This is a genomic window from Amycolatopsis cynarae, assembly GCF_026802195.1.
Classification (GTDB): domain Bacteria; phylum Actinomycetota; class Actinomycetes; order Mycobacteriales; family Pseudonocardiaceae; genus Amycolatopsis_E; species Amycolatopsis_E rhizosphaerae.
In genome coordinates this window covers 3,656,297-3,674,787 of record NZ_CP113836.1, presented here as the reverse complement: position 1 = coordinate 3,674,787, position 18,491 = coordinate 3,656,297, and the positions used below count along the sequence as shown (strand labels likewise).

General features: G+C 70.1%; 15 protein-coding genes. 10 read left to right on the top strand and 5 right to left on the bottom strand.

Annotated features, from left to right (window positions below):
- Nucleotides 1-7: 7 nt before the first annotated feature.
- From ORV05_RS17680 to ORV05_RS17670, 3 genes are all read right to left on the bottom strand, one after another.
- Nucleotides 8-3,088, bottom strand: coding sequence for a DUF3427 domain-containing protein (locus tag ORV05_RS17680; protein ID WP_268759608.1), 3,081 nt, complete (start codon nt 3,086-3,088; stop codon nt 8-10).
- 70 nt (nt 3,089-3,158) lie between these two features.
- Complete coding sequence (locus tag ORV05_RS17675) at nt 3,159-4,820, bottom strand: long-chain-fatty-acid--CoA ligase (protein ID WP_268759607.1); 1,662 nt, start codon at nt 4,818-4,820, stop codon at nt 3,159-3,161.
- A 4-nt stretch (nt 4,821-4,824) separates the two neighbouring features.
- Nucleotides 4,825-5,802 carry a cyclase family protein gene (locus ORV05_RS17670; protein WP_268759605.1) on the bottom strand — a complete coding sequence of 326 codons (978 nt, stop codon included), beginning with the start codon at nt 5,800-5,802 and terminating at the stop codon, nt 4,825-4,827.
- Between the two features lie 184 nt (nt 5,803-5,986).
- Here ORV05_RS17670 and ORV05_RS17665 point away from each other — a divergent pair, with 184 nt between their 5' ends.
- The 3 genes from ORV05_RS17665 to ORV05_RS17655 all read left to right on the top strand — a co-directional run bounded on the left by ORV05_RS17665 (nt 5,987) and on the right by ORV05_RS17655 (nt 8,568).
- Nucleotides 5,987-6,847, top strand: a complete 861-nt coding sequence (locus ORV05_RS17665; RefSeq protein WP_268759604.1) for a helix-turn-helix domain-containing protein — start codon at nt 5,987-5,989, stop codon at nt 6,845-6,847.
- 213 nt (nt 6,848-7,060) lie between these two features.
- On the top strand, nt 7,061-8,152 hold the full coding sequence (locus ORV05_RS17660; RefSeq protein ID WP_268759603.1) for a molybdopterin-dependent oxidoreductase: 1,092 nt from the start codon (nt 7,061-7,063) through the stop codon (nt 8,150-8,152).
- Complete coding sequence (locus ORV05_RS17655; protein WP_268759602.1) at nt 8,149-8,568, top strand: hypothetical protein; 420 nt, start codon at nt 8,149-8,151, stop codon at nt 8,566-8,568. Before ORV05_RS17660 ends, ORV05_RS17655 begins: the two co-directional genes overlap by 4 nt.
- Before the next feature lie 133 nt (nt 8,569-8,701).
- On the opposite strand, the gene ORV05_RS17650 is transcribed toward ORV05_RS17655, so the two are convergent.
- On the bottom strand, nt 8,702-8,899 hold the full coding sequence (locus ORV05_RS17650; RefSeq protein WP_268759601.1) for a hypothetical protein: 198 nt from the start codon (nt 8,897-8,899) through the stop codon (nt 8,702-8,704).
- Nucleotides 8,900-8,990: 91 nt separating this feature from the next.
- On the opposite strand from ORV05_RS17650, the gene ORV05_RS17645 reads away from it, so the two are divergent.
- Nucleotides 8,991-9,134: a hypothetical protein gene (locus tag ORV05_RS17645; RefSeq protein WP_268759600.1), complete on the top strand. Its 144-nt coding sequence runs from the start codon at nt 8,991-8,993 to the stop codon at nt 9,132-9,134.
- A gap of 99 nt (nt 9,135-9,233) precedes the next feature.
- On the opposite strand, the gene ORV05_RS17640 is transcribed toward ORV05_RS17645, so the two are convergent.
- Nucleotides 9,234-10,067 carry an enoyl-CoA hydratase-related protein gene (locus ORV05_RS17640; protein WP_268759599.1) on the bottom strand — a complete coding sequence of 278 codons (834 nt, stop codon included), beginning with the start codon at nt 10,065-10,067 and terminating at the stop codon, nt 9,234-9,236.
- A 116-nt stretch (nt 10,068-10,183) separates the two neighbouring features.
- Between ORV05_RS17640 and ORV05_RS17635 the strand changes: the two genes are divergently transcribed.
- From ORV05_RS17635 to ORV05_RS17610, 6 genes are all read left to right on the top strand, one after another.
- Nucleotides 10,184-10,972 (top strand): TIGR03084 family metal-binding protein, encoded by a 789-nt coding sequence (locus ORV05_RS17635; RefSeq protein WP_268759598.1) that lies wholly within the window; start codon nt 10,184-10,186, stop codon nt 10,970-10,972.
- A gap of 62 nt (nt 10,973-11,034) precedes the next feature.
- Entirely contained in the window at nt 11,035-12,666 is a 1,632-nt protein-coding gene (locus ORV05_RS17630; RefSeq protein ID WP_268759798.1) for an acyclic terpene utilization AtuA family protein, read from the top strand.
- On the top strand, nt 12,663-13,802 hold the full coding sequence (locus ORV05_RS17625; protein WP_268759597.1) for an acyl-CoA dehydrogenase family protein: 1,140 nt from the start codon (nt 12,663-12,665) through the stop codon (nt 13,800-13,802). The genes ORV05_RS17630 and ORV05_RS17625 overlap by 4 nt, the downstream gene beginning before the upstream one ends.
- Complete coding sequence (locus ORV05_RS17620) at nt 13,799-15,397, top strand: acyl-CoA carboxylase subunit beta (protein WP_268759596.1); 1,599 nt, start codon at nt 13,799-13,801, stop codon at nt 15,395-15,397. Before ORV05_RS17625 ends, ORV05_RS17620 begins: the two co-directional genes overlap by 4 nt.
- 5 nt (nt 15,398-15,402) lie before the next feature.
- Nucleotides 15,403-17,316 carry an acetyl/propionyl/methylcrotonyl-CoA carboxylase subunit alpha gene (locus ORV05_RS17615; RefSeq protein ID WP_326938148.1) on the top strand — a complete coding sequence of 638 codons (1,914 nt, stop codon included), beginning with the start codon at nt 15,403-15,405 and terminating at the stop codon, nt 17,314-17,316.
- On the top strand, nt 17,313-18,470 hold the full coding sequence (locus ORV05_RS17610) for an acyl-CoA dehydrogenase family protein (RefSeq protein ID WP_268759594.1): 1,158 nt from the start codon (nt 17,313-17,315) through the stop codon (nt 18,468-18,470). The genes ORV05_RS17615 and ORV05_RS17610 overlap by 4 nt, the downstream gene beginning before the upstream one ends.
- Nucleotides 18,471-18,491 lie beyond the last annotated feature (21 nt).

Sequence of the window (18,491 nt, the reverse complement as noted above, 5' to 3'; positions counted from 1 at the left end):
CGCGGACTCACCCCGCGACGCCGGCGGTGGTGAAGGCGTCGGCGGGCATGGGCCGGTGCAGGCGCCAGGTGATCGCGATCGGCCGTTCTCCTCGATGCTCCACATAGGACGCCGCGCCCAGGCACAGGAAGGGGGCGGCACCCAGGTCGTCGGTGCGCGTCTCGCGGACGAACAGCACCACGTGGCTGTCCAGCTCCCGGTGCCGCAGGTACCGCTGGCCGGTGGACGAGTCGGTCGACGTGGCGTTCTGCGACTCCCAGTGGAACAGCTCCCGGCTGATCGCGTAGTCCCGGTACATCGTGGACGGTGAGAAGTCCTTCTCGCTCTTGCGCAGATTGATCAGCAAGGCATCGGTCTTCGCGCTCTCGCACCACGCCACGCCGGAAACGTGGTTGGCGGGCGCCCGCTCCAGTCCGGCGTACCCGAGTGCGGCCAGGATCTCTTCGCGCCGGTACCGGGCATGGGCCGCCAGCGGGATGTGCTGCAGCCCGGCGCCGAGCGGGCGGGGTACGTGGCGTGCCCGATCCAGGCCGAGCGCGACGAGTTCGGTGAGTTCGGCGCAGACGGCCGGGTGGCGGCGAAGGCGTTCCAGCGCCGCCTGGTACGAGGGAAAGCCGCCCTTCTTGGGCCACAATGTGAACAGAAGCATGCGTGCCAGCCGCTGGTCGCGGTCGTCGAGCTTGTCGTACCGCGGCCCATCGGCGTCGGCCAGGCGCCGGTACGCCTCGACCCGCTCGGGGTCGTCGGCATGAGCGAAGCAAGCCATCCGCCGTAGCAGCGCGTCCTCGTCCGGGCCGCTGGGCAGCGTGGGAAAGCCGGCCTCCCGGCGCAGCTTCGTCCATGATCCGTTGCCACGGTAGACGTCGGTCAGGTCGCGTTCGGCGGCGTGCAGGTAGTGGGCCAGCGGCAGGTCCCCGTGGGAACGCATATCCGCGACGAGTTGTGTTCGGCCGAACTTCAGCTGGACACTGAGGTTGTCCAGCACGGTCTCCTGCGCCACTCGATCCAGTACGATCTGCGAACCGGCGGGCAGGAACGGGAAGCCCTGCTCGACCTGCCGCCGCAGCCCCCGGTGGCTGGTCCCGGTCAGCGCCCGGTACCGCAGGTCGAATCGGAACTCCTTGCGGTGATGACCGATGAAGTCGAGCACCGTCAGCACGGCCTTGCCCGGCGCCCGCCGCAGCCCGCGGCCGAGTTGCTGCAGGAAGATCGTGGCGCTGTCGGTCGGGCGCAGGAACAGGACCGTGTCGACCTCGGGAATGTCGAGGCCTTCGTTGAACAGGTCGGCCGCGAACAGGACGCTCACCTCACCCGCCCGGAGTGCGGTGATGGCGCTTTCCCGGTCGGCGGGCCGGGTGAAACCGGACACGGCACGAGCGGGTATCCCGGCTTCGCGGAACACGCGTGCCATGTACTCGGCGTGGTTCACCGACACACAGAATCCGAGGGCGCGGATGCGGCCCGGATCGCTGACCTTTTCCTGCAACTGCCTGAGGATCTTGGCGGCCCGGGCGTCGTTGCCGGTGTAGAGGTTGTCGAGCCCGGCCACGTCGTAGGCGCCCCGTTTCCAGGCGACGTCGGAAAGGTCGATGTCATCGGCCACGCCGAAGTAATGGAACGGCACCAGCAGGTCGGCGGACAGTGCGTCCCACAGCGGAAGCTCGTAGGCCGAGCGTCCGCCGAAGAGATCTCGGACATCACGGCCGTCTCCTCGCTGGGGTGTCGCGGTGAGGCCGAGCAGTTCCTTCGGACGCAGGTGGTCGAGAATCCGTTGATATGTAGGGGCCTGGGCGTGATGGAACTCGTCGACGACCACGACGTCGAAATGGTCGGGCGGCAGCCGCTCCACGCCATAGGCCGACAACGCCTGGACGCTGGCGAAGACGTGATGCCAGCGCTCGGGGCGTGTACCCGCAACGTAGGTCTCACCGAACGAAGCGTCGGCCAGCGTCTCGCGATACACCCGGAGCGACTGCTGCAGGATCTCCTTGCGGTGTGCGACGAACAGCAGGCTCAGATCACCCTGTGCGCTCAGACGGCGGTAGTCGAGTGCGGCGATCACGGTCTTACCGGTGCCGGTCGCGGCGACGACGAGATTGCGGTGACGCCCGTGGACCAGGCGTTCGGAGTCGAGCGCGTCCAGGATCTCCTGCTGGTGGGGCAGGGCTCGCACCTCCAGCCCGGCGAGGCTGATCGCTGTGGTCGTGCCGCCTCGGCCGCCCGCCTGGGCGAGGGCCTGATCGAGCCGTTCGGCATCGCGGTCCGGGTCGTACGGCAGGAAAGCGGGGGACTCCCAGTACGTGTCGAAGGTGGCTTCGAACTTGCGCAGCAGTTCGGGGGTCGCGACGCCGGACAGTCGCACGTTCCACTCGAGCCCGTCCAGTAAGGCCGAGCGGGAAAGGTTCGAGCTGCCGACGAAAGCGGTGTCGTAGCCGGAGTTACGGCGGAACAACCAGGCCTTCGCGTGCAGCCGGGTGGACTGGGTCTCGTAGTTGACGCGCACTTCGGCGCCAAAGCGGGAGACGAGCCGGTCGAGTGCGCGGCGTTCGGTGGCGCCGACGTAGGTCGTGGTCAGCACCCGGAAGGGCACCCCTCGCCGTTGGAGATCGGCCAGCGCGTCTTCCAGGACGCGCAGACCGTGCCAGCGGATGAAAGCGCACAGCAGATCGACCCGGTCCGCGCTGGCTAGTTCGGCCCGCAGTTCGGCCGCCAGCGCGGGCTCCTCCTTGGCATTGGTGAGCAGTGCGGCCTGAGACAACGGGGTGACCGGCCGGACCGGCGAGGCCTGGCCGGGTTCGCGCTGGTCGGTCAGTGCGATCAGCTGCTGCAGCGTGTCGGTGAGAGTGTCTTCGCCGGCTTCGAGTTGGGTGAGCAGGCGGTTGGCCAGTTCGATCCGCCGCGACTGGTCCGGCTCGGCCGTGATGGTCCGGCGCACCACCTCCGCGATGTGCGCGGCAATGACTTCCGGCGCCTCGGCCTCGCCGACCTGGGCGAAGTCCGGGCGGAGCCGATCGCGGACGACGGCGAGCCTGCGCTCGAGCCGGGGAGTGCGGACTGCTTCATAGATTCCGTCGGGCAGCGGCTCCATGACGGCTACCTTGCCACACGGCACCGGGGTGGCGCCGCGAGATCGCGGTGCACACCCCGGTGTCCGGGGCTCAGGCTTGTTCCCGTGCCCTCAGTTCCCGGCGCAGCAGCTTGCCGGTGGCGGTTTTCGGGATCTCGTCGAGGAATTCCACCTGGCGCGGATACTTGTAGGCCGCCATCCGGGCCTTGCAGAACGCGATGAGCTCCTCGGCGGTGGCCGTCTTGCCGGGCCGGAGGCTGACGAAGGCCTTCACCGTCTCGCCGCGGTAGACGTCCGGCACGCCCACGACGGCGGCCTCACGCACCGCCTCGTGCTCGTACAGAACGTCTTCGACTTCACGGGGCCAGACCTTGTAGCCGCCCGCGTTGATCTGGTCCTTCTTGCGGTCGACGATGTAGAACCAGCCCGCTTCGTCCATGTAGCCCACGTCGCCGGTGTGCAGCGCGCCGCCGGGGATGGCCTTCGCGGTCTCCTCGGGCTTGTTCCAGTAGCCCGCCACCACCTGCGGCCCGCTGGTGACGATCTCGCCGATTTCGCCGGGCGGCAGTTCGGTGCCGTCCTCGCCGACGATCCGCACCATCGTGTTGAACACCGGGACACCGACCGACAGTGCGCCCGACGCGTCGTCCACCGGGGCGTCGGCCTGGTAGGGCACGCCGTGCGACGGGGAGGTCGTCTCGGTCAGGCCGTAGATGTTGTGGATGTAGCGGCCGAAGGCGGCGGAGAAGGCCTTCACGGTGGACGGCGGGATCGGCGCGCCGCCCGACCAGATCTTCGTCAGGCTCTCCAGCGCCTCGCGTTCGGCGTTCGGGGCGTTCATCAGTGCGATGAACACCGTGATCGAGCCGACGGTGAACGTCGGGCGCTGTTCGCGGATGACGTCGATCGCCAGCGAGGGCTCGAACCGGTGGAACAGCACCAGCGGCGCGCCCAGCAGCAGCGACAGTCCGATGTGGCCGATCAGCCCGGTGATGTGGAACAGCGGTGCCACGCCGAGCACCGCGTCCCCCGGGCCGAGGCCGAACCATTCCCGGCAGGTCTGGCTGTTGAACGTGACGTTGCCGTGGGTGTTCATCGCGCCCTTGGGCGGGCCCGTGGTGCCCGAGGTGTAGGTGAGGAAGGCGACGTCGTCCGCGGTGTAGGACACCGGAGGCGGTGTCCGGCCCGCGAAGCGGGCCAGCATTTCCGCGAGGTCGGTCGTGTCCGGCAGTTCGATCCGCTCCGAGCCCGCGAAGGCCCGGGGATCGTCACGCGTCTGGTACTCCAGTTCGGACGTGGTGAGCACGGTGCGGACCCCGGTGCCCGCCAGCACCTTCGACGCGACATCGCGGTAAAGGCTTTGCAGGCACACGAGAACTCGCGCACCGGAGTCGTTGAGCAGCAGCTCCAGTTCGCGCTCGCGGTTCATCGGGTTCACCGAAACGGCGATTCCGCCCGCCTTCCAGGTCCCGATCAGCCCGATCAGGAACTGCGGCACGTTCTGCAGGTACAGCGCGACGCGGTCGCCCCGCTGGAACCCGGTGTCGAGCAGGCCCGCGGCGAAGGCGTCGGTCAGGGCGTCGAGTTCGGCGTAGGTGATCCGGCCGTCGAAGTAGCGGATCGCGTCGGTGTCCGGACTGCGTTCGGCGGAGGCGCGGAACAGGGCCAGCGCGTCGGTGAACTCCGGCGTGATCTCGGCAGGCTGCCCTTCCGGATACCGGGCCAGCCAGGGCTTGTCGTCGTAGGCGCTCATGGCTTCAGCGGATGGCGACGGGGTTGACCGGCGCGCCGGTGCCGTTGACGACCTTCAGCGGGGCCGCCGCGTACAGGAAGCTCCACCGCCCGTCGGCGGCGCACGCCTCGGCGAGGTCGTCCAGCCAGGCGATCTCGGTCAGCGTGACACCCAGGTTCCGCATCAGCGCGCAGTGCAGCGGCAGCGCGACGCCGGTGTCCGGTTCGTTGGTGACCTCGTTGGCGATCGTGTCGGTGACCAGGTTCGGGATCTCCTTGTCCCGGAACCATTCCACCAGGTCGCGGGAATAGGTCAGGCCGGGCTCGCAGAAGCCTTCGTAGAACTTTTCCGGATCGTTCAGGTCGTACCAGTACTTCAGCCAGCCCGTCCGGATGCACAGGATGTCGTGCGGCTCGATGGTCACGCCCTGCGCCCGTGCGGCCTCTTCGAGGTCGTTGTGGTCGAACGTTTCGCCCTTGTCGAGCCACTGCTTGCCGCGGTGCCGTGCCATGTCGATCAGCACACCGCGCCCGACCACGCCCTTTTCGGCGATCGGGAGCACGGAGGCCTTGTGCATCCCGCCGACCGTGGAGCGCGCGTCGTAGCCGTTCCAGAGTTTGCCGTCGTACCAGACGTGCCCGAGCGCGTCGTACTGCGTCGAACCCTGCAGGAAGATCAGCGCGGTGTCGTCGGCGTAGTGCAGGCCACCGGGGAAGGACGGGGCGGCGGTGGTGTCCCAAGTGGATTCGTCGAGCACGTTCTGCCGCTGGATGCCCTCACGGCCGGGCCACAGCGGGTCGCCGGGGCCGTCGGTGCGGCCCATGTGGATCTGGAGGGTGAACACCTGCCCCGAGCGGACGTGCCGGACGCCGCGCAGCACTTCCTTGGCGTCGAGGTAGTTCAGGCAGCCCAGTTCGTCATCGGGACCCCATTTGCCCCAGTTGGTGGGCGCGTCTTCTCCCAGCAGTTCGCGCATGGCGGGGGCGTCGGTTGCCTCGGACATCATTGTCTCCTTTGCACGTGAACCGGCCGAGCGTTCGAACGGTGACGTGTTTGGGAGTGTTGCCGATCATTGTTGCCCCGTCAATAACCGCTTCTGGACGAACACGGCGGACCAATGTTTAGATCTGCCAAACACTGGTGAGTGAAGGGTCGGTGCGGTGACGAGGAGCCAGGCAGCGGGGCCTGTGGACGAGAACGTGGGCGCGCAGGTGCGCGCGGCCCGCACGGCCCGCGGGCTGAGCCTGCGCAGCCTCGCCCGCGCGCTCGGGATCAGTCCCGCCACGCTCAGCCAGATCGAGAACGGCCGGACGGGACTGAGTGTGCAGCGGTTGCGCGGCATCGCCGACGCGCTGGAGCTGACCGTGCCGCAGATCCTGGACATCGACCTCACCCGGGAGGCGGACGTGCTCCCGCAGGCCGGGCCTCCGGCGCCGCCGGAGGCGGGGGAGTGGCGCGCCTACGGCCACCTGGAGCTGGAACCGGTGCTCCGGGGGGCGCTCGACGAGTTCCTGGCGATCGGTTACCACGGTGCCACCGTGCGCGGCATCGCCGCACGCTGCGGCCTGTCGGTGGCCGGGATCTACCACTACCACGCGAGCAAACAGGACATGCTGCTGGCGCTGCTCGACGTCGCGATGACCGAACTGCTGTGGCGGGCCGCCGCGGCCCGGGCGGAGGGGACGGATCCGGTGGAGAGGTTCGGCCTCCTCGTCGAGAACCTCGCGCTGTTCCACACGCATCGCCGCGAGCTCGGGTTCCTCGGCGCCAGCGAGATGCGCAGCCTCGCCCCGGACAACCGGCGCAGGATCGCCGGCCTGCGGATAGCCCAGCAGCGCATGCTCGACGAGGAGGCCGCCGCCGCGGCGAAGGAGGGCCGGTTCCGCACCGGGCACCCGCGCGAGGCCGCGCGGGCGGTGGCCACCATGTGCACCGCGATGACGAGCTGGTGGCGGCCCGACGGTCCGCTCACCGCGGAGCGGATCGCCGAGCGCTACGTCGCCTTCGCCCTCGACCTCATGCGCTACACCCCGGGGCGCGTCCCGTGAGGGGTCCCCTCACGGCAACCCGCAACCTCCTTTTGCCGGCCCGTCACCCCCGCCGAAGGGACCCTTCACGGCCAACGCCCGACAGGTGCGTTGGCCGTGCTGAACGAACCGGGGACCGAAAGGATGTCAGGATTTGGTAAGCACCGGAGGTGTTCCGCAACCGTCTACGATGGACCTACCGTCTGTGGTGTGCTTGTGAGAGAACGATTTTCCGTGACGGTGACCAGCCGGCTGGGGTTGGCGTTGGCGGTCACCTTCACGGTCTGCTTCGTCACGGGGCTGATCAGCCATCTGATCCAGCACCCGCCGTCGTGGTTCGCGTGGCCGAGTCGCCCAGCCGGGCTGTACCGGGTGACCCAGGGTCTCCACGTGATCAGCGGAATCGCGTCGATTCCCTTGCTGCTGGCCAAGTTGTGGAACGTCTACCCGAAGCTGTTCGAGCGGCCGGTCGTCCGTTCGCTCGCGCACGCGCTCGAACGCGGCTCGATCCTCGTGTTGGTGGCGTCGGGCGTGTTCGAGCTGATCACCGGCTTGTTCAACGTGGCACAGAACTATCCGTGGAACTTCTATTTCCCGCAGGTCCACTATGCGCTCGCGTGGGTGGCGATCGGCTCGGTCGTCGTGCACATCGCGGTCAAACTGCCGCTCATCGCCGAAGGGCTGTCCCGGCGCAAGCCCGGTGGTGATGCCCAGGACGCCGGGGACCGGCCGCGTTCGCTGTCGCGGCGCGCGTTTCTCGGTGCCACCGCCGCGGTGAGCGGGGTCGCCGTGGTGGCCACCGCGGGCGCGACCGTGCCGTGGCTGCGCCCGGTGTCGCTGCTGTCCTGGCGTGGCAGCGACGGAAAGCAGGGGGTACCGGTCAACCGCACCGCGTCCGGCGCGGCCGTCATCGGCGAGGCCACCTCACCGGACTGGCGGCTGGAAGTGGCCACCCGCAGCGGCGTGACCCGGTTCTCGCTGGACGATCTGAGGCGCATGCCGCAGACCACCGCCGAGTTGCCCATCGCCTGCGTGGAGGGCTGGAGCCAGCAGGCCACCTGGAGCGGGGTCGCGCTGCCGGACCTGCTGCGCGCGGTGGGCGCCGAACCGGGCTCGGTGGTCGCGGTGACCTCGTTGGAGAAGAACGGGATCTACGCGGCGAGCGAACTGCCCGCAACGCACACGACGGATCCGCTCACCCTGCTCGCGTTGCGGCTCGACGGCCAGGTACTCGATCTGGACCACGGCTACCCGTGCCGGCTCATCGCGCCCAACCGCCCCGGCGTGTTGCAGACCAAGTGGGTGTCGCGGCTGGAGGTGCGATGAAGCTCGCGAGGGTGATCCTGCTGGCGGCCGGGCTGGCAGGCCTTGCCTGGGGCGCGGTCCTGCTGATCCAGTGGGCCATTCCACAGCCGGACCAGGCGCTCGTGGCGGCCGGGTGGTTGATCGGCGGTCCTGTTCTGCACGACGCGGTGATCGCGCCGGTCTGCGGGCTGGTCGGCCTGGCCGTGGCGCGCCTGGCGCCACGGCACTGGCGCGCGCCGCTGACGATCGGGCTCGTCGTCAGCGCGATCCTCGCTCTGCTGGCGGTGCCGCTGCTGTGGCGGGCGTTCGGGGCCCCGTCACAACCCGGCCTGCACGACCGGAACGTGCTGCCCGGCCTTCTCATCGCACTGGCCGTCGTGTGGGGCCTCGTGGTGGTCGCCGGGGTGCTCCGCACCGTGCGGTCCTCCCGGTCTTGACAGCAGCCACCCGGGCCATGTCCAACAGCGGTTCGGTCGGGGCGGTGACAGCGTGGAAGGCGGTGGAAGGCGACAGCAGCCTATGGGTAATCAAGGCTGGATCAGCTCGTGGTGGTGGGCTGGTCGAGTGCGGCTACCAGGTGGCCGAGGTCGCGGCGGTGCGAGCCCGCGTTCCACACGGTTCGTCGTACCAGGCGGGGCTGCCGGAGCGGGGGAAGCCGACCCGGTCGAGTTCGTTCAACGCCTCCGGCCGGATGCCGCCGGATCCGGCCAGTCCCTCGGCGCGCTCTGCCGCGAGCAGGACATCCAGGGGCTCTTCGACGACCAGCATCGCGTCGAACTCCTGCCCGAGGGGGCGTTCCCGGATCAGCCCCAGGTCGAGGTCTTCGGCGCAGAGCCGCGACCTGTTCGGTGGTGGACAGGTGCCGTGCCTGGACCCGAGTCCCGGGATGGGCCACGGCCAGGTCGAGCAGCGCCTCGGACAGCAGGTCGGCGGGAAGTTCCCACGGGATGCCGATCCGCAGCGCGGTCGCACTCTCCCCGTGCGGGCGGACATCGAGCCGTGAAGGGTCCCTTCACAGTCGAATCGACTGTTGCCGCGCAGGCCGGTGAGCACACCCGCGGCCAACGCCGACCGGTGCCGGGGTCTTCTCACGGTGTGCGGGTCAGGAATCGAGCCAGGGGAGGTAGGCGGGCAGGTCCTTGCCGACCTCGAGGGTGAACTTCGGTGGCCGCTTCTCGAAGAACGACACGACACCCTCGACGGAGTCGGCGTGCGCGGGCAGGCCCGCGATGAGCTTCGAGTCCAGTTCGTGCACCGGGAGCGGGGAGTCGAGTCCGGACATCCGGTACAGCAGTTGCCGGGTGACGGCGACCGACACCGGCGCGGTGCTGGTGACGATCTCGCGGGCCAACTCGTAGGCCTTGCCGAGCAGTTCGTCCGGTTCGTACACGCGCTGCACCAGCCCGGCGGCCTTGGCCTCCTCGGCGCCGAACAGACGTCCGCTGATCATCCAGTCTAGTGCGGTGCCCATCCCGACCAGCCGGGGCAGGAACCAGGCCGAAGCACCTTCGGGGAAGATGCCGCGGCGGGTGAACACGAACCCGAACCTGGCGTCGGTGGCGGCGAGCCGGTAGTCGGCGGAGAGCGTGATGGTGATGCCCGCGCCCACGGCGGCGCCCCGGAGCGCGGCGATGACGGGCTTGTTCATCAGGAAGATCCGCTTCGCGCACCGGCCCGCGGGTTCCTGCCACGGCCCGTCCGGCTCGCCGTCGAAGTCGAAGCCGCCCTGTGACAGGTCCGCGCCGACGCAGAAGTGGTCCCCGGCGCCGGTGAACACCACGACGCGGACCTCCTCGTCGGAGTCGGCGCGGCCGAACGCGTCGGCGAGCTCGTCCGACATGCGCACCGTGTAGCCGTTGCGGGCCTGCGGCCGGTTGAGGGTGATCGTCGCGATCCGGTCTTCGACGGTGTAGGTGATCTCGGCGTACTCGGCCACTCCTGCTCCTTGTCCTGTGGTTGCTGCGTTCGTCCCAAAAAAAACAATCAAGCGCGCTTGATTTTTCTTCACGGCGGTGCCACCCTCGCTTGCAAGCGCGCGAGGAGGCGACTGCTGTGGTGGATCTTGGACCGATCTTGGGGGATCTGGCGGCCGAAAGCCAGTCCCTGGACGAGTTGGTCGCGGCCCCGGACACGGACTGGTCCCGGCCGACACCGGCCAAGGGGTGGACGATCGCGCACCAGATCGGGCATCTGGCCTGGACGGACGCGAAGGCGCTGATCGCCGTGCGCACCCCCGGTGAGTTCGACCGCGAGGTGCGCCAGGCGCTGGCCGCCGGTGACGACTACGTGGCCAGGGGAGCCGAGGAAGAGGCGCGCAGGCCGCGCGAGGAGCTGCTCGCCCAGTGGCGCACGGGCCGGGCGGAGCTGGCCGATGCGCTGGCCAAGGCGCCGGAGGGCGCGAAGTTTCCCTGGTACGGCCCGCCGATGAGCGCGGCCTCGATGGTGACCGCCCGCCTGATGGAGACCTGGGCCCACGCGCAGGACGTGGTGGACGCGCTGGGCCTCACCCGCGAGCCGACCGGCCGCATCCGCCATATCACGCGGTTCGGGGTGCGCACCCGCGACTTCGCCTTTTCCCTGCACTCGCTCGCCCCGCCCGCCGAGGAGTTCCGGGTGGAACTGCGCTCACCCGAGGGTGAGGTGTGGGCCTTCGGCCCTGAGGACGCCGCGCAGCGGTTGACCGGCAGCGCGCTCGACTTCTGCCTGGTCGTCACGCAGCGTCGCCACCCGGCCGACACCGATCTGGTGGCCGTGGGCGAGGACGTGGCGAAATGGCTGGAGATCGCCCAGGCCTTCGCCGGCCCGCCCGGCGGCGGGCGGAAGGCGGGGCAGTTCGCGTGAGCACCCCGGGAATCCTGCGCATCGGCAACGCCTCCGGCTTCTACGGCGACCGCTTCGCCGCGATGCGGGAAATGCTCACCGGCGGCCCGCTGGACGTGCTGACCGGCGACTACCTGGCCGAGCTGACCATGCTGATCCTCGGCCGCGACCGGCTCAAGGACCCGGCCCGGGGCTACGCCAAGACCTTCCTGCGCCAGCTGGAAGAAAACCTCGGTCTGGCCAAGGACCGGGGCGTCAGGATCGTCACGAACGCGGGCGGGCTCAACCCCGCCGGGCTCGCCGACGCCGTCCGCGCACTGGCGGGCAAGCTCGGCCTCGACGTGGCCGTGGCCCATGTCGAAGGCGACGACCTGCTGCCCAGGGCCGCCGAACTGGGCCTGGGCAGGCCGCTGACCGCCAACGCCTACCTCGGTGCCTGGGGCATCGCGGACTGCCTCCGCGCCGGGGCCGACGTGGTGGTGACCGGCCGGGTCACCGACGCCTCGCTGGTGGTGGGGCCGGCCGCGGCGCACTTCGGCTGGGGCCGTGACGACTACGACGTACTGGCGGGCGCCGTGGTCGCCGGGCACGTGCTGGAGTGCGGCGCCCAGGCGACCGGCGGCAACTACGCGTTCTTCACCGAGCACGAGCTGGGCCACCCCGGTTTCCCGATCGCGGAGATCGAGGCCGACGGGTCGAGCGTGATCACCAAGCACGAGGGCACCGGTGGCGCCGTCACCACCGGCACGGTCACCGCCCAGTTGCTGTACGAGATCGGCGGCGCCCGCTACGCCGGGCCCGATGTGACCACCCGCTTCGACACCGTCCACCTGGCACAGGCGGGGCGCGACCGGGTGCGGATCAGCGGGACGAAGGGGGAACCACCCCCGCCGTCGCTGAAGGTCTGCCTCAACGCCCTGGGCGGGTTCCGGAACGAAACCACCTTCGTGCTCACCGGGCTGGACATCGAGGCCAAGGCGGCGCTGGTCCGGGAGCAGCTCGAACGGGCGCTGGGCGAGCACCGGCCCGCCGAGATCCGCTGGAGGCTGGCCCGCACCGACCACGAGGACGCCGACACCGAGCAGCGCGCGAGCGCGCTGCTGCACTGCGCGGTCAAGGACGCCGATCCGAAGGTCGCGGGCCGGGCGTTCAGCGGCGCGGCCGTGGAACTCGCCCTCGCCAGCTACCCCGGCTTCCACGTGACGGCCCCGCCGTCGGATGCCTCGCCCTACGGCGTGTACACGGCATCCTTCGTGGACGCCCACGAGGTGCCGCACATCGCGGTACTGCCCGACGGGACGAAGGTGGAGATCGCGCCCGCCCCCGAGACCGCCGAACTGTCCGAAGTGGAGGAACCGCCGCTGCCGGAGCCCTATCGCGGCCCGGTGCGGCATGCGCCCCTGGGTGAGCTGTTCGGCGCCCGCAGCGGGGACAAGGGCGGCGACGCCAACCTTGGTGTCTGGGCTCGCGACGACGAGGCCTGGCGGTGGCTGGCCCACCGGCTGACCGTCGAGGAGTTCCGCCGCCTGCTTCCGGAAACGGCCGGGCTGCCGGTGCGCCGCCATCTGCTGCCCAACCTGCGTTCGGTCAACTTCGTGGTGAGTGGCCTGCTGGGCGAGGGAGTGGCCTCGCAGGCCAGGTTCGACCCGCAGGCCAAGGCGCTCGGCGAATGGTTGCGCGCGCGGTACGCGGACATCCCGGAGGGCACGGCATGACGGAAACTCCGGAACGCGCCGCGCTGCGGGAAACCGTGCGCCGGTTCGTCGAAGCCGAGGTGCTGCCGCATCTCGACGACTGGGAGCGGGCGGGGGAACTGCCCCGCGCACTGCACGCCAAGGCCGGTGCGATCGGACTGCTCGGAGTGTCCTTCCCGGAAGGCGCCGGAGGGGGCGGCGGGGACTTCCTCGACGCGCTCACCGTCGCCGAGGAGATCCTCTACGCGGGCGGTTCCGGCGGCCTGATCGCTTCCCTGCTCACCTGCGGGATCGCGCTGCCGCACCTGGTCGCCGCCGGGGACCCGGAGCAGATCGAGCGGTGGGTGCGGCCCACGCTGGCGGGCGAGCTGATCGGCGCGCTGGCCGTCACCGAGCCCGACGGCGGTTCCGACGTCGCGTCGATCCGTACCACCGCCCGCCGCGAGGGCGAGCACTACGTGGTCAACGGCGCCAAGATCTTCATCACCTCCGGCTGCCGTGCCGACTTCGTCACCACCGCGGTGCGCACGGGCGGGCCCGGCGCGCACGGGCTGTCGCTGCTGGTCATCGAGCGGGGCACGCCAGGTTTCACCGTGACCCGCAGGCTGGAGAAGATGGGCTGGCACTGCTCGGACACCGCCGAGCTGTCCTATGTGGATGTCCGGGTGCCGGTGGCGAACCTCGTCGGGCCGGAGAACGGCGGGTTCGCCCAGATCGCGACCCAGTTCGTCACCGAGCGGCTTTCGCTGGCCGTCCAGGCCTACGCGACCGCGCAGCGGGCGCTGGACCTCACGCTCGGCTGGTGCCGGTTGCGCGAGACCTTCGGCCGTCCGCTGATCAGCAGGCAACTGGTGCAGCACAAGCTCACCGACATGGCCCGCCGGATCGACGTGGCCCGGGTCTACACCCGGCACGTCGCGCAGCGGTACGTGGCCGGGGACGACTGCGTCGCCGAGGCCTGCTTCGCCAAGAACTCCGCGGTGGAGACCGCCGAGTGGGTGGTGAACGAGGCGGTACAACTGCACGGCGGCCTCGGGTACCTGCGGGAGTCCGAAGTGGAGCGTCACTACCGGGATGTCCGCATCCTCGGCATCGGCGGGGGCACGAACGAGATCCTCACCGGTCTCGCGGCGAAACGATTGGGGTACACGGCTTGAGTGTCATCAGGTCCGGAGTGGACGCCGCGGGCGCGGAGTTCGCGGCCAACCGGGAGGCTATGCTGGCCAAGCTCGCCGAACTGGAGGCGGAGCACGCCAAGGCGGTCGCCGGGGGCGGGGAGAAGTACGTCGAGCGGCACCGCAAACGCGGCAAGCTGCTCGCCCGCGAGCGCATCGAACTGCTGCTCGACGAGGATTCCCCGTTCCTCGAACTGTCGCCGCTGGCCGCCTGGGGGACGAACTACCACGTCGGCGGCAGCGTGATCACCGGCATCGGGGTGGTCGAGGGCGTCGAATGCATGATCGTCGCGAACGACCCGACGGTGAAGGGAGGCGCGAGCAACCCCTCCAGCCTCAAGAAGGGCCTGCGCGCGGCGGAGATCGCGGCCGAAAACCGGCTCCCCACGATCAACCTCGTCGAGTCCGGCGGAGCCGACCTCCCCACCCAGAAGGAGATCTTCATCCCGGGCGGGCGGACCTTCCGCAACCTCACCGCGGCCTCGGCCGAGCGCAGGCCCACGGTCGCGCTGGTGTTCGGCAACTCCACGGCCGGAGGCGCCTACCTGCCAGGCATGTCCGACTACGTGGTGATGGTCAGGGAACGGGCGAAGGTGTTCCTCGGCGGCCCGCCGCTGGTGAAGATGGCCACGGGAGAGGAATCCGACGACGAGTCACTGGGCGGCGCCGAGATGCACGCCCGCCGCTCCGGCCTGGCCGACTACCTCGCCGTGGACGAACAGGACGCGATCCGGCTCGGCCGCGCCATCGTGAAACGGCTGAACTGGCGCAAACTGGGGCCCTCGCCGAAACCCGAGTACGAGGAACCGCGCTACGACGCCGAAGAGCTGCTCGGCATCGTGCCGGGCGATCTGAAGATCCCGTTCGACCCGCGCGAGGTGATCGCCAGGATCGTCGACGGTTCCGATTTCGACGAGTTCAAACCGCTGTACGGGACCAGCCTGGTCACCGGCTGGGCCGACCTGCACGGTTACCCGGTCGGCATCCTCGCCAACGCGCAGGGCGTGCTGTTCAGCGAGGAGTCGCAGAAGGCCACCCAGTTCATCCAGCTGGCCAACCAGACCGACACCCCGCTGATCTTCCTGCACAACACCACCGGCTACATGGTGGGCAAGGAATACGAGCAGGCGGGCATCATCAAGCACGGTTCGATGATGATCAATGCGGTGTCGAACTCCAAGGTGCCGCACATCTCGGTGCTCATGGGCGCCTCCTACGGCGCCGGGCACTACGGTATGTGCGGCCGGGCCTACGGTCCCCGGTTCCTCTACGCCTGGCCGAGCGCGAAGTCCGCGGTGATGGGCCCGCAGCAGCTCGCCGGTGTGCTCTCGATCGTCGCCCGCGCCTCGGCGGCGGGCCGCGGACAGCCCTACGACGAGGAGGCCGACAAGGCGATGCGGGCGATGGTGGAACAGCAGATCGAGGCGGAGTCGATGCCGATGTTCCTGTCCGGCATGCTCTACGACGACGGCATCATCGATCCGCGGGACACCAGGACCGTGCTGGGGATGAGCCTTTCCGCGATCCACAATGGACCGATCAGGGGCGCCGAGGGCTTCGGCGTCTTCCGGATGTGATGGACGTGATCAAGAATCTGCTGGTCGCCAACCGGGGCGAGATCGCACTGCGGGTGTTCCGCACCTGTGCCGAACTGGGCATCGCGCGGGCCGCGGTGTTCTCCGACGCCGACGCGGATGCGCCGCACGTGGCCGGGGCGGACGCCGCGGTCCGCCTGCCGGGCACCGCGCCCTCCGACACCTACCTGCGCGCGGACCTGCTGGTCGCGGCGGCGCGGGCGACCGGGGCCGACGCGGTGCATCCTGGTTACGGCTTCCTATCCGAAAACGCCGCCTTCGCCCGCGCGGTGCTCGACGCGGGACTGACCTGGATCGGCCCGCCGCCCGAGGCCATCGAGGCGATGGGGTCCAAAGTGGAGGCCAAACGGCTGATGGCCGGTGCCGGGGTGCCGGTGCTGGCCGAACTGGACCCGGCGAAGGTCACCGAGGCCGATCTCCCGGTGCTGGTGAAGGCCTCGGCCGGGGGCGGCGGCCGGGGCATGCGCGTGGTCCGCGAACTCGGCGAGCTGGCCGGCGCCGTGCGCAGCGCCTCGGCCGAGGCCGCCTCGGCCTTCGGCGATCCGACCGTGTTCTGCGAGCGGTACCTGGAAACCGGCAGGCATATCGAGGTGCAGGTGCTCGCCGACGAGCACGGCACGGTCTGGGCGGTCGGGGAGCGGGAGTGCTCGATCCAGCGACGGCACCAGAAGGTCCTGGAGGAGGCGCCCTCGCCGCTGGTGGACGACGCGATGCGCGAAGAGCTGTTCGACGCGGCGCGCAAGGCCGCCAAGGCGATCGGGTACGTCGGCGCCGGTACCGTCGAGTTCCTGGCGACCTCCGGCGGTGAGTTCTTCTTCCTCGAGATGAACACGCGCCTGCAGGTCGAGCACCCGGTCACCGAGCTGGTCACCGGGCTCGACCTGGTGGCCGAGCAGATCCGCGTCGCGGAGGGGCATCCGCTGCCCGCCGATCCTCCACAGTGGACCGGTCATGCGATCGAAGCGCGGCTCTACGCGGAGGACCCGGCCGCCGGGTGGCAACCGCAGACCGGCACGCTGCACCGGTTCGAGGTGCCCGGCGACGTGCGGGTCGACACCGGGGTGGCCGCCGGGTCGGTGATCGGCGTCGCCTACGACCCGATGCTGGCGAAGGTCATCGCCTGGGCACCGGACCGCGCCGGGGCGGCGCGCAAGCTGGCCACCGCGCTCGCCGGTGCGCGCATCCACGGCGTGCGCACCAACCGCGATCTGCTGGTCAACGTGCTGCGCCACGACGCGTTCCTCGCCGGGGACATCGACACTGCCTTCTTCGACCGGCACGGACTGGACGTGCTGGCCCGCCCGCTCGGTGACGAGCGGCTCGCCGCGGCCGCCGCGGCCTTCGCCGACGCGGCAGCCAACCGCACCGGGCATCGCCTGCCCAGCGGCTGGCGCAATCTGCCGTCGGCGCCGCAACGCAAGCGTTACGCCGTGGGCGAGGCCGAGTACGAAATCGCCTACTCCTTCGGGCGGGACGGGGCCCGGGTGGTCGGCGGGGTGGACGGCACCGACGTCGCCCTCGTGCACGCCACCCCGGACCACGTGGTGCTCGACGTCGGCGGCGTGCGCCGCGCCTTCGACGTCGGCCGCTACCCGGGCCTGGTGTGCGTCGGCCCGGTCAGCCTGACCCCGCTGCCGCGGTTCACCGAACCGGGCGCCGCGCTCGCGGCAGGCTCACTGGTGGCCCCGATGCCCGGCACGGTGTTGCGGGTCGCGGTGCAGGCGGGGGACACGGTCGCGGCAGGGGATCCCTTGCTGTGGCTGGAAGCAATGAAGATGGAACACCGGATCAGCGCACCGGCCGACGGCGTGGTCGACCAGCTTCCGGTGTCCGTGGGGCAGCAGGTGGAAGTGGGGGCCGTGCTCGCGGTCGTCACCACGTCGGCAAAGGAGACCGCATGAGCTTCACCGAATCCGAAGAGCGGCTGGCGCTGCGCAAGGCCGTCGGCGAACTGGCCCGCAGCTACGGCCACGAGTACTACCTCAAGCTCGCCCGCTCCGGCGGGCACACGACTGATCTGTGGAACGAGGCTGGGCGGCTGGGCTACCTCGGTGTCGCGGTGCCGGAGGAGTACGGCGGCGGCGGTGCGGGGATCGGCGACCTCGCCGCGGTGTGCGAGGAGTTCTGCGCCGCGGGCACACCGATGCTGCTGATGGTGGTGTCTCCGGCCATCTGCGCGACGGTGATCGCGCGCTACGGCACCGACGAGCAGAAGAGCCGCTGGCTGCCCCGGTTCGCCACCGGCGAGGTGCGGATGTCCTTCGCCATCACCGAACCCGACGCCGGGTCGAACTCGCACCGGATCACCACCACCGCCCACCGCGACGGCGGCGACTGGATCCTCAACGGGCGCAAGGTGTTCATCTCCGGGGTGGACGAAGCCGAGGCGGTGCTCGTGGTCGGCCGCACCGAGGACGCCAGGACCGGAAAGCTGAAGCCGGCCCTGTTCATCGTGCCCACCGACGCGCCCGGCTTCGAGTACCGGCAGATCGAAATGGATCTGGTCTCGGCCGACAAGCAGTTCGGGCTGTTCCTGGACGACGTGCGGCTGCCCGCCGACGCCCTGGTCGGCTCGGAGGACGCGGCGCTGGCACAGCTGTTCGCCGGGTTGAACCCGGAGCGGATCATGGGCGCGTCCTTCTCCCTCGGCGTCGCGCGCTACGCGCTGGACAAGGGGGTGGACTACGCCCGGCAGCGCAGCGTGTGGGGTGCGCCGATCGGCAGCCACCAGGGCCTGGCGCACCCGCTGGCCCAGGTGAAGATCGAACTGGAACTGGCGAAGCTGATGACGCAGAAGGCCGCCGCCCTCTACGACTCCGGTGACGACTTCGGCGCGGGCGAGGCGGCGAACATGGCCAAGTACGCCGCGGCCGAGGTGGCGATCAAGGCCGTGGACACCGCGGTCCAGGTTCACGGGGGTAACGGTCTGGCTTCGGAGTACGGCCTGGGTACGCTGCTCGCGGCGGTCCGGGTCGGCCGGATCGCCCCGGTGAGCCGGGAGATGGTGCTGAACTTCGTCGCACAGCACAGCCTCGGCCTCCCGAAGTCCTATTAGGAGCAGGGCATTCGGGGAGGA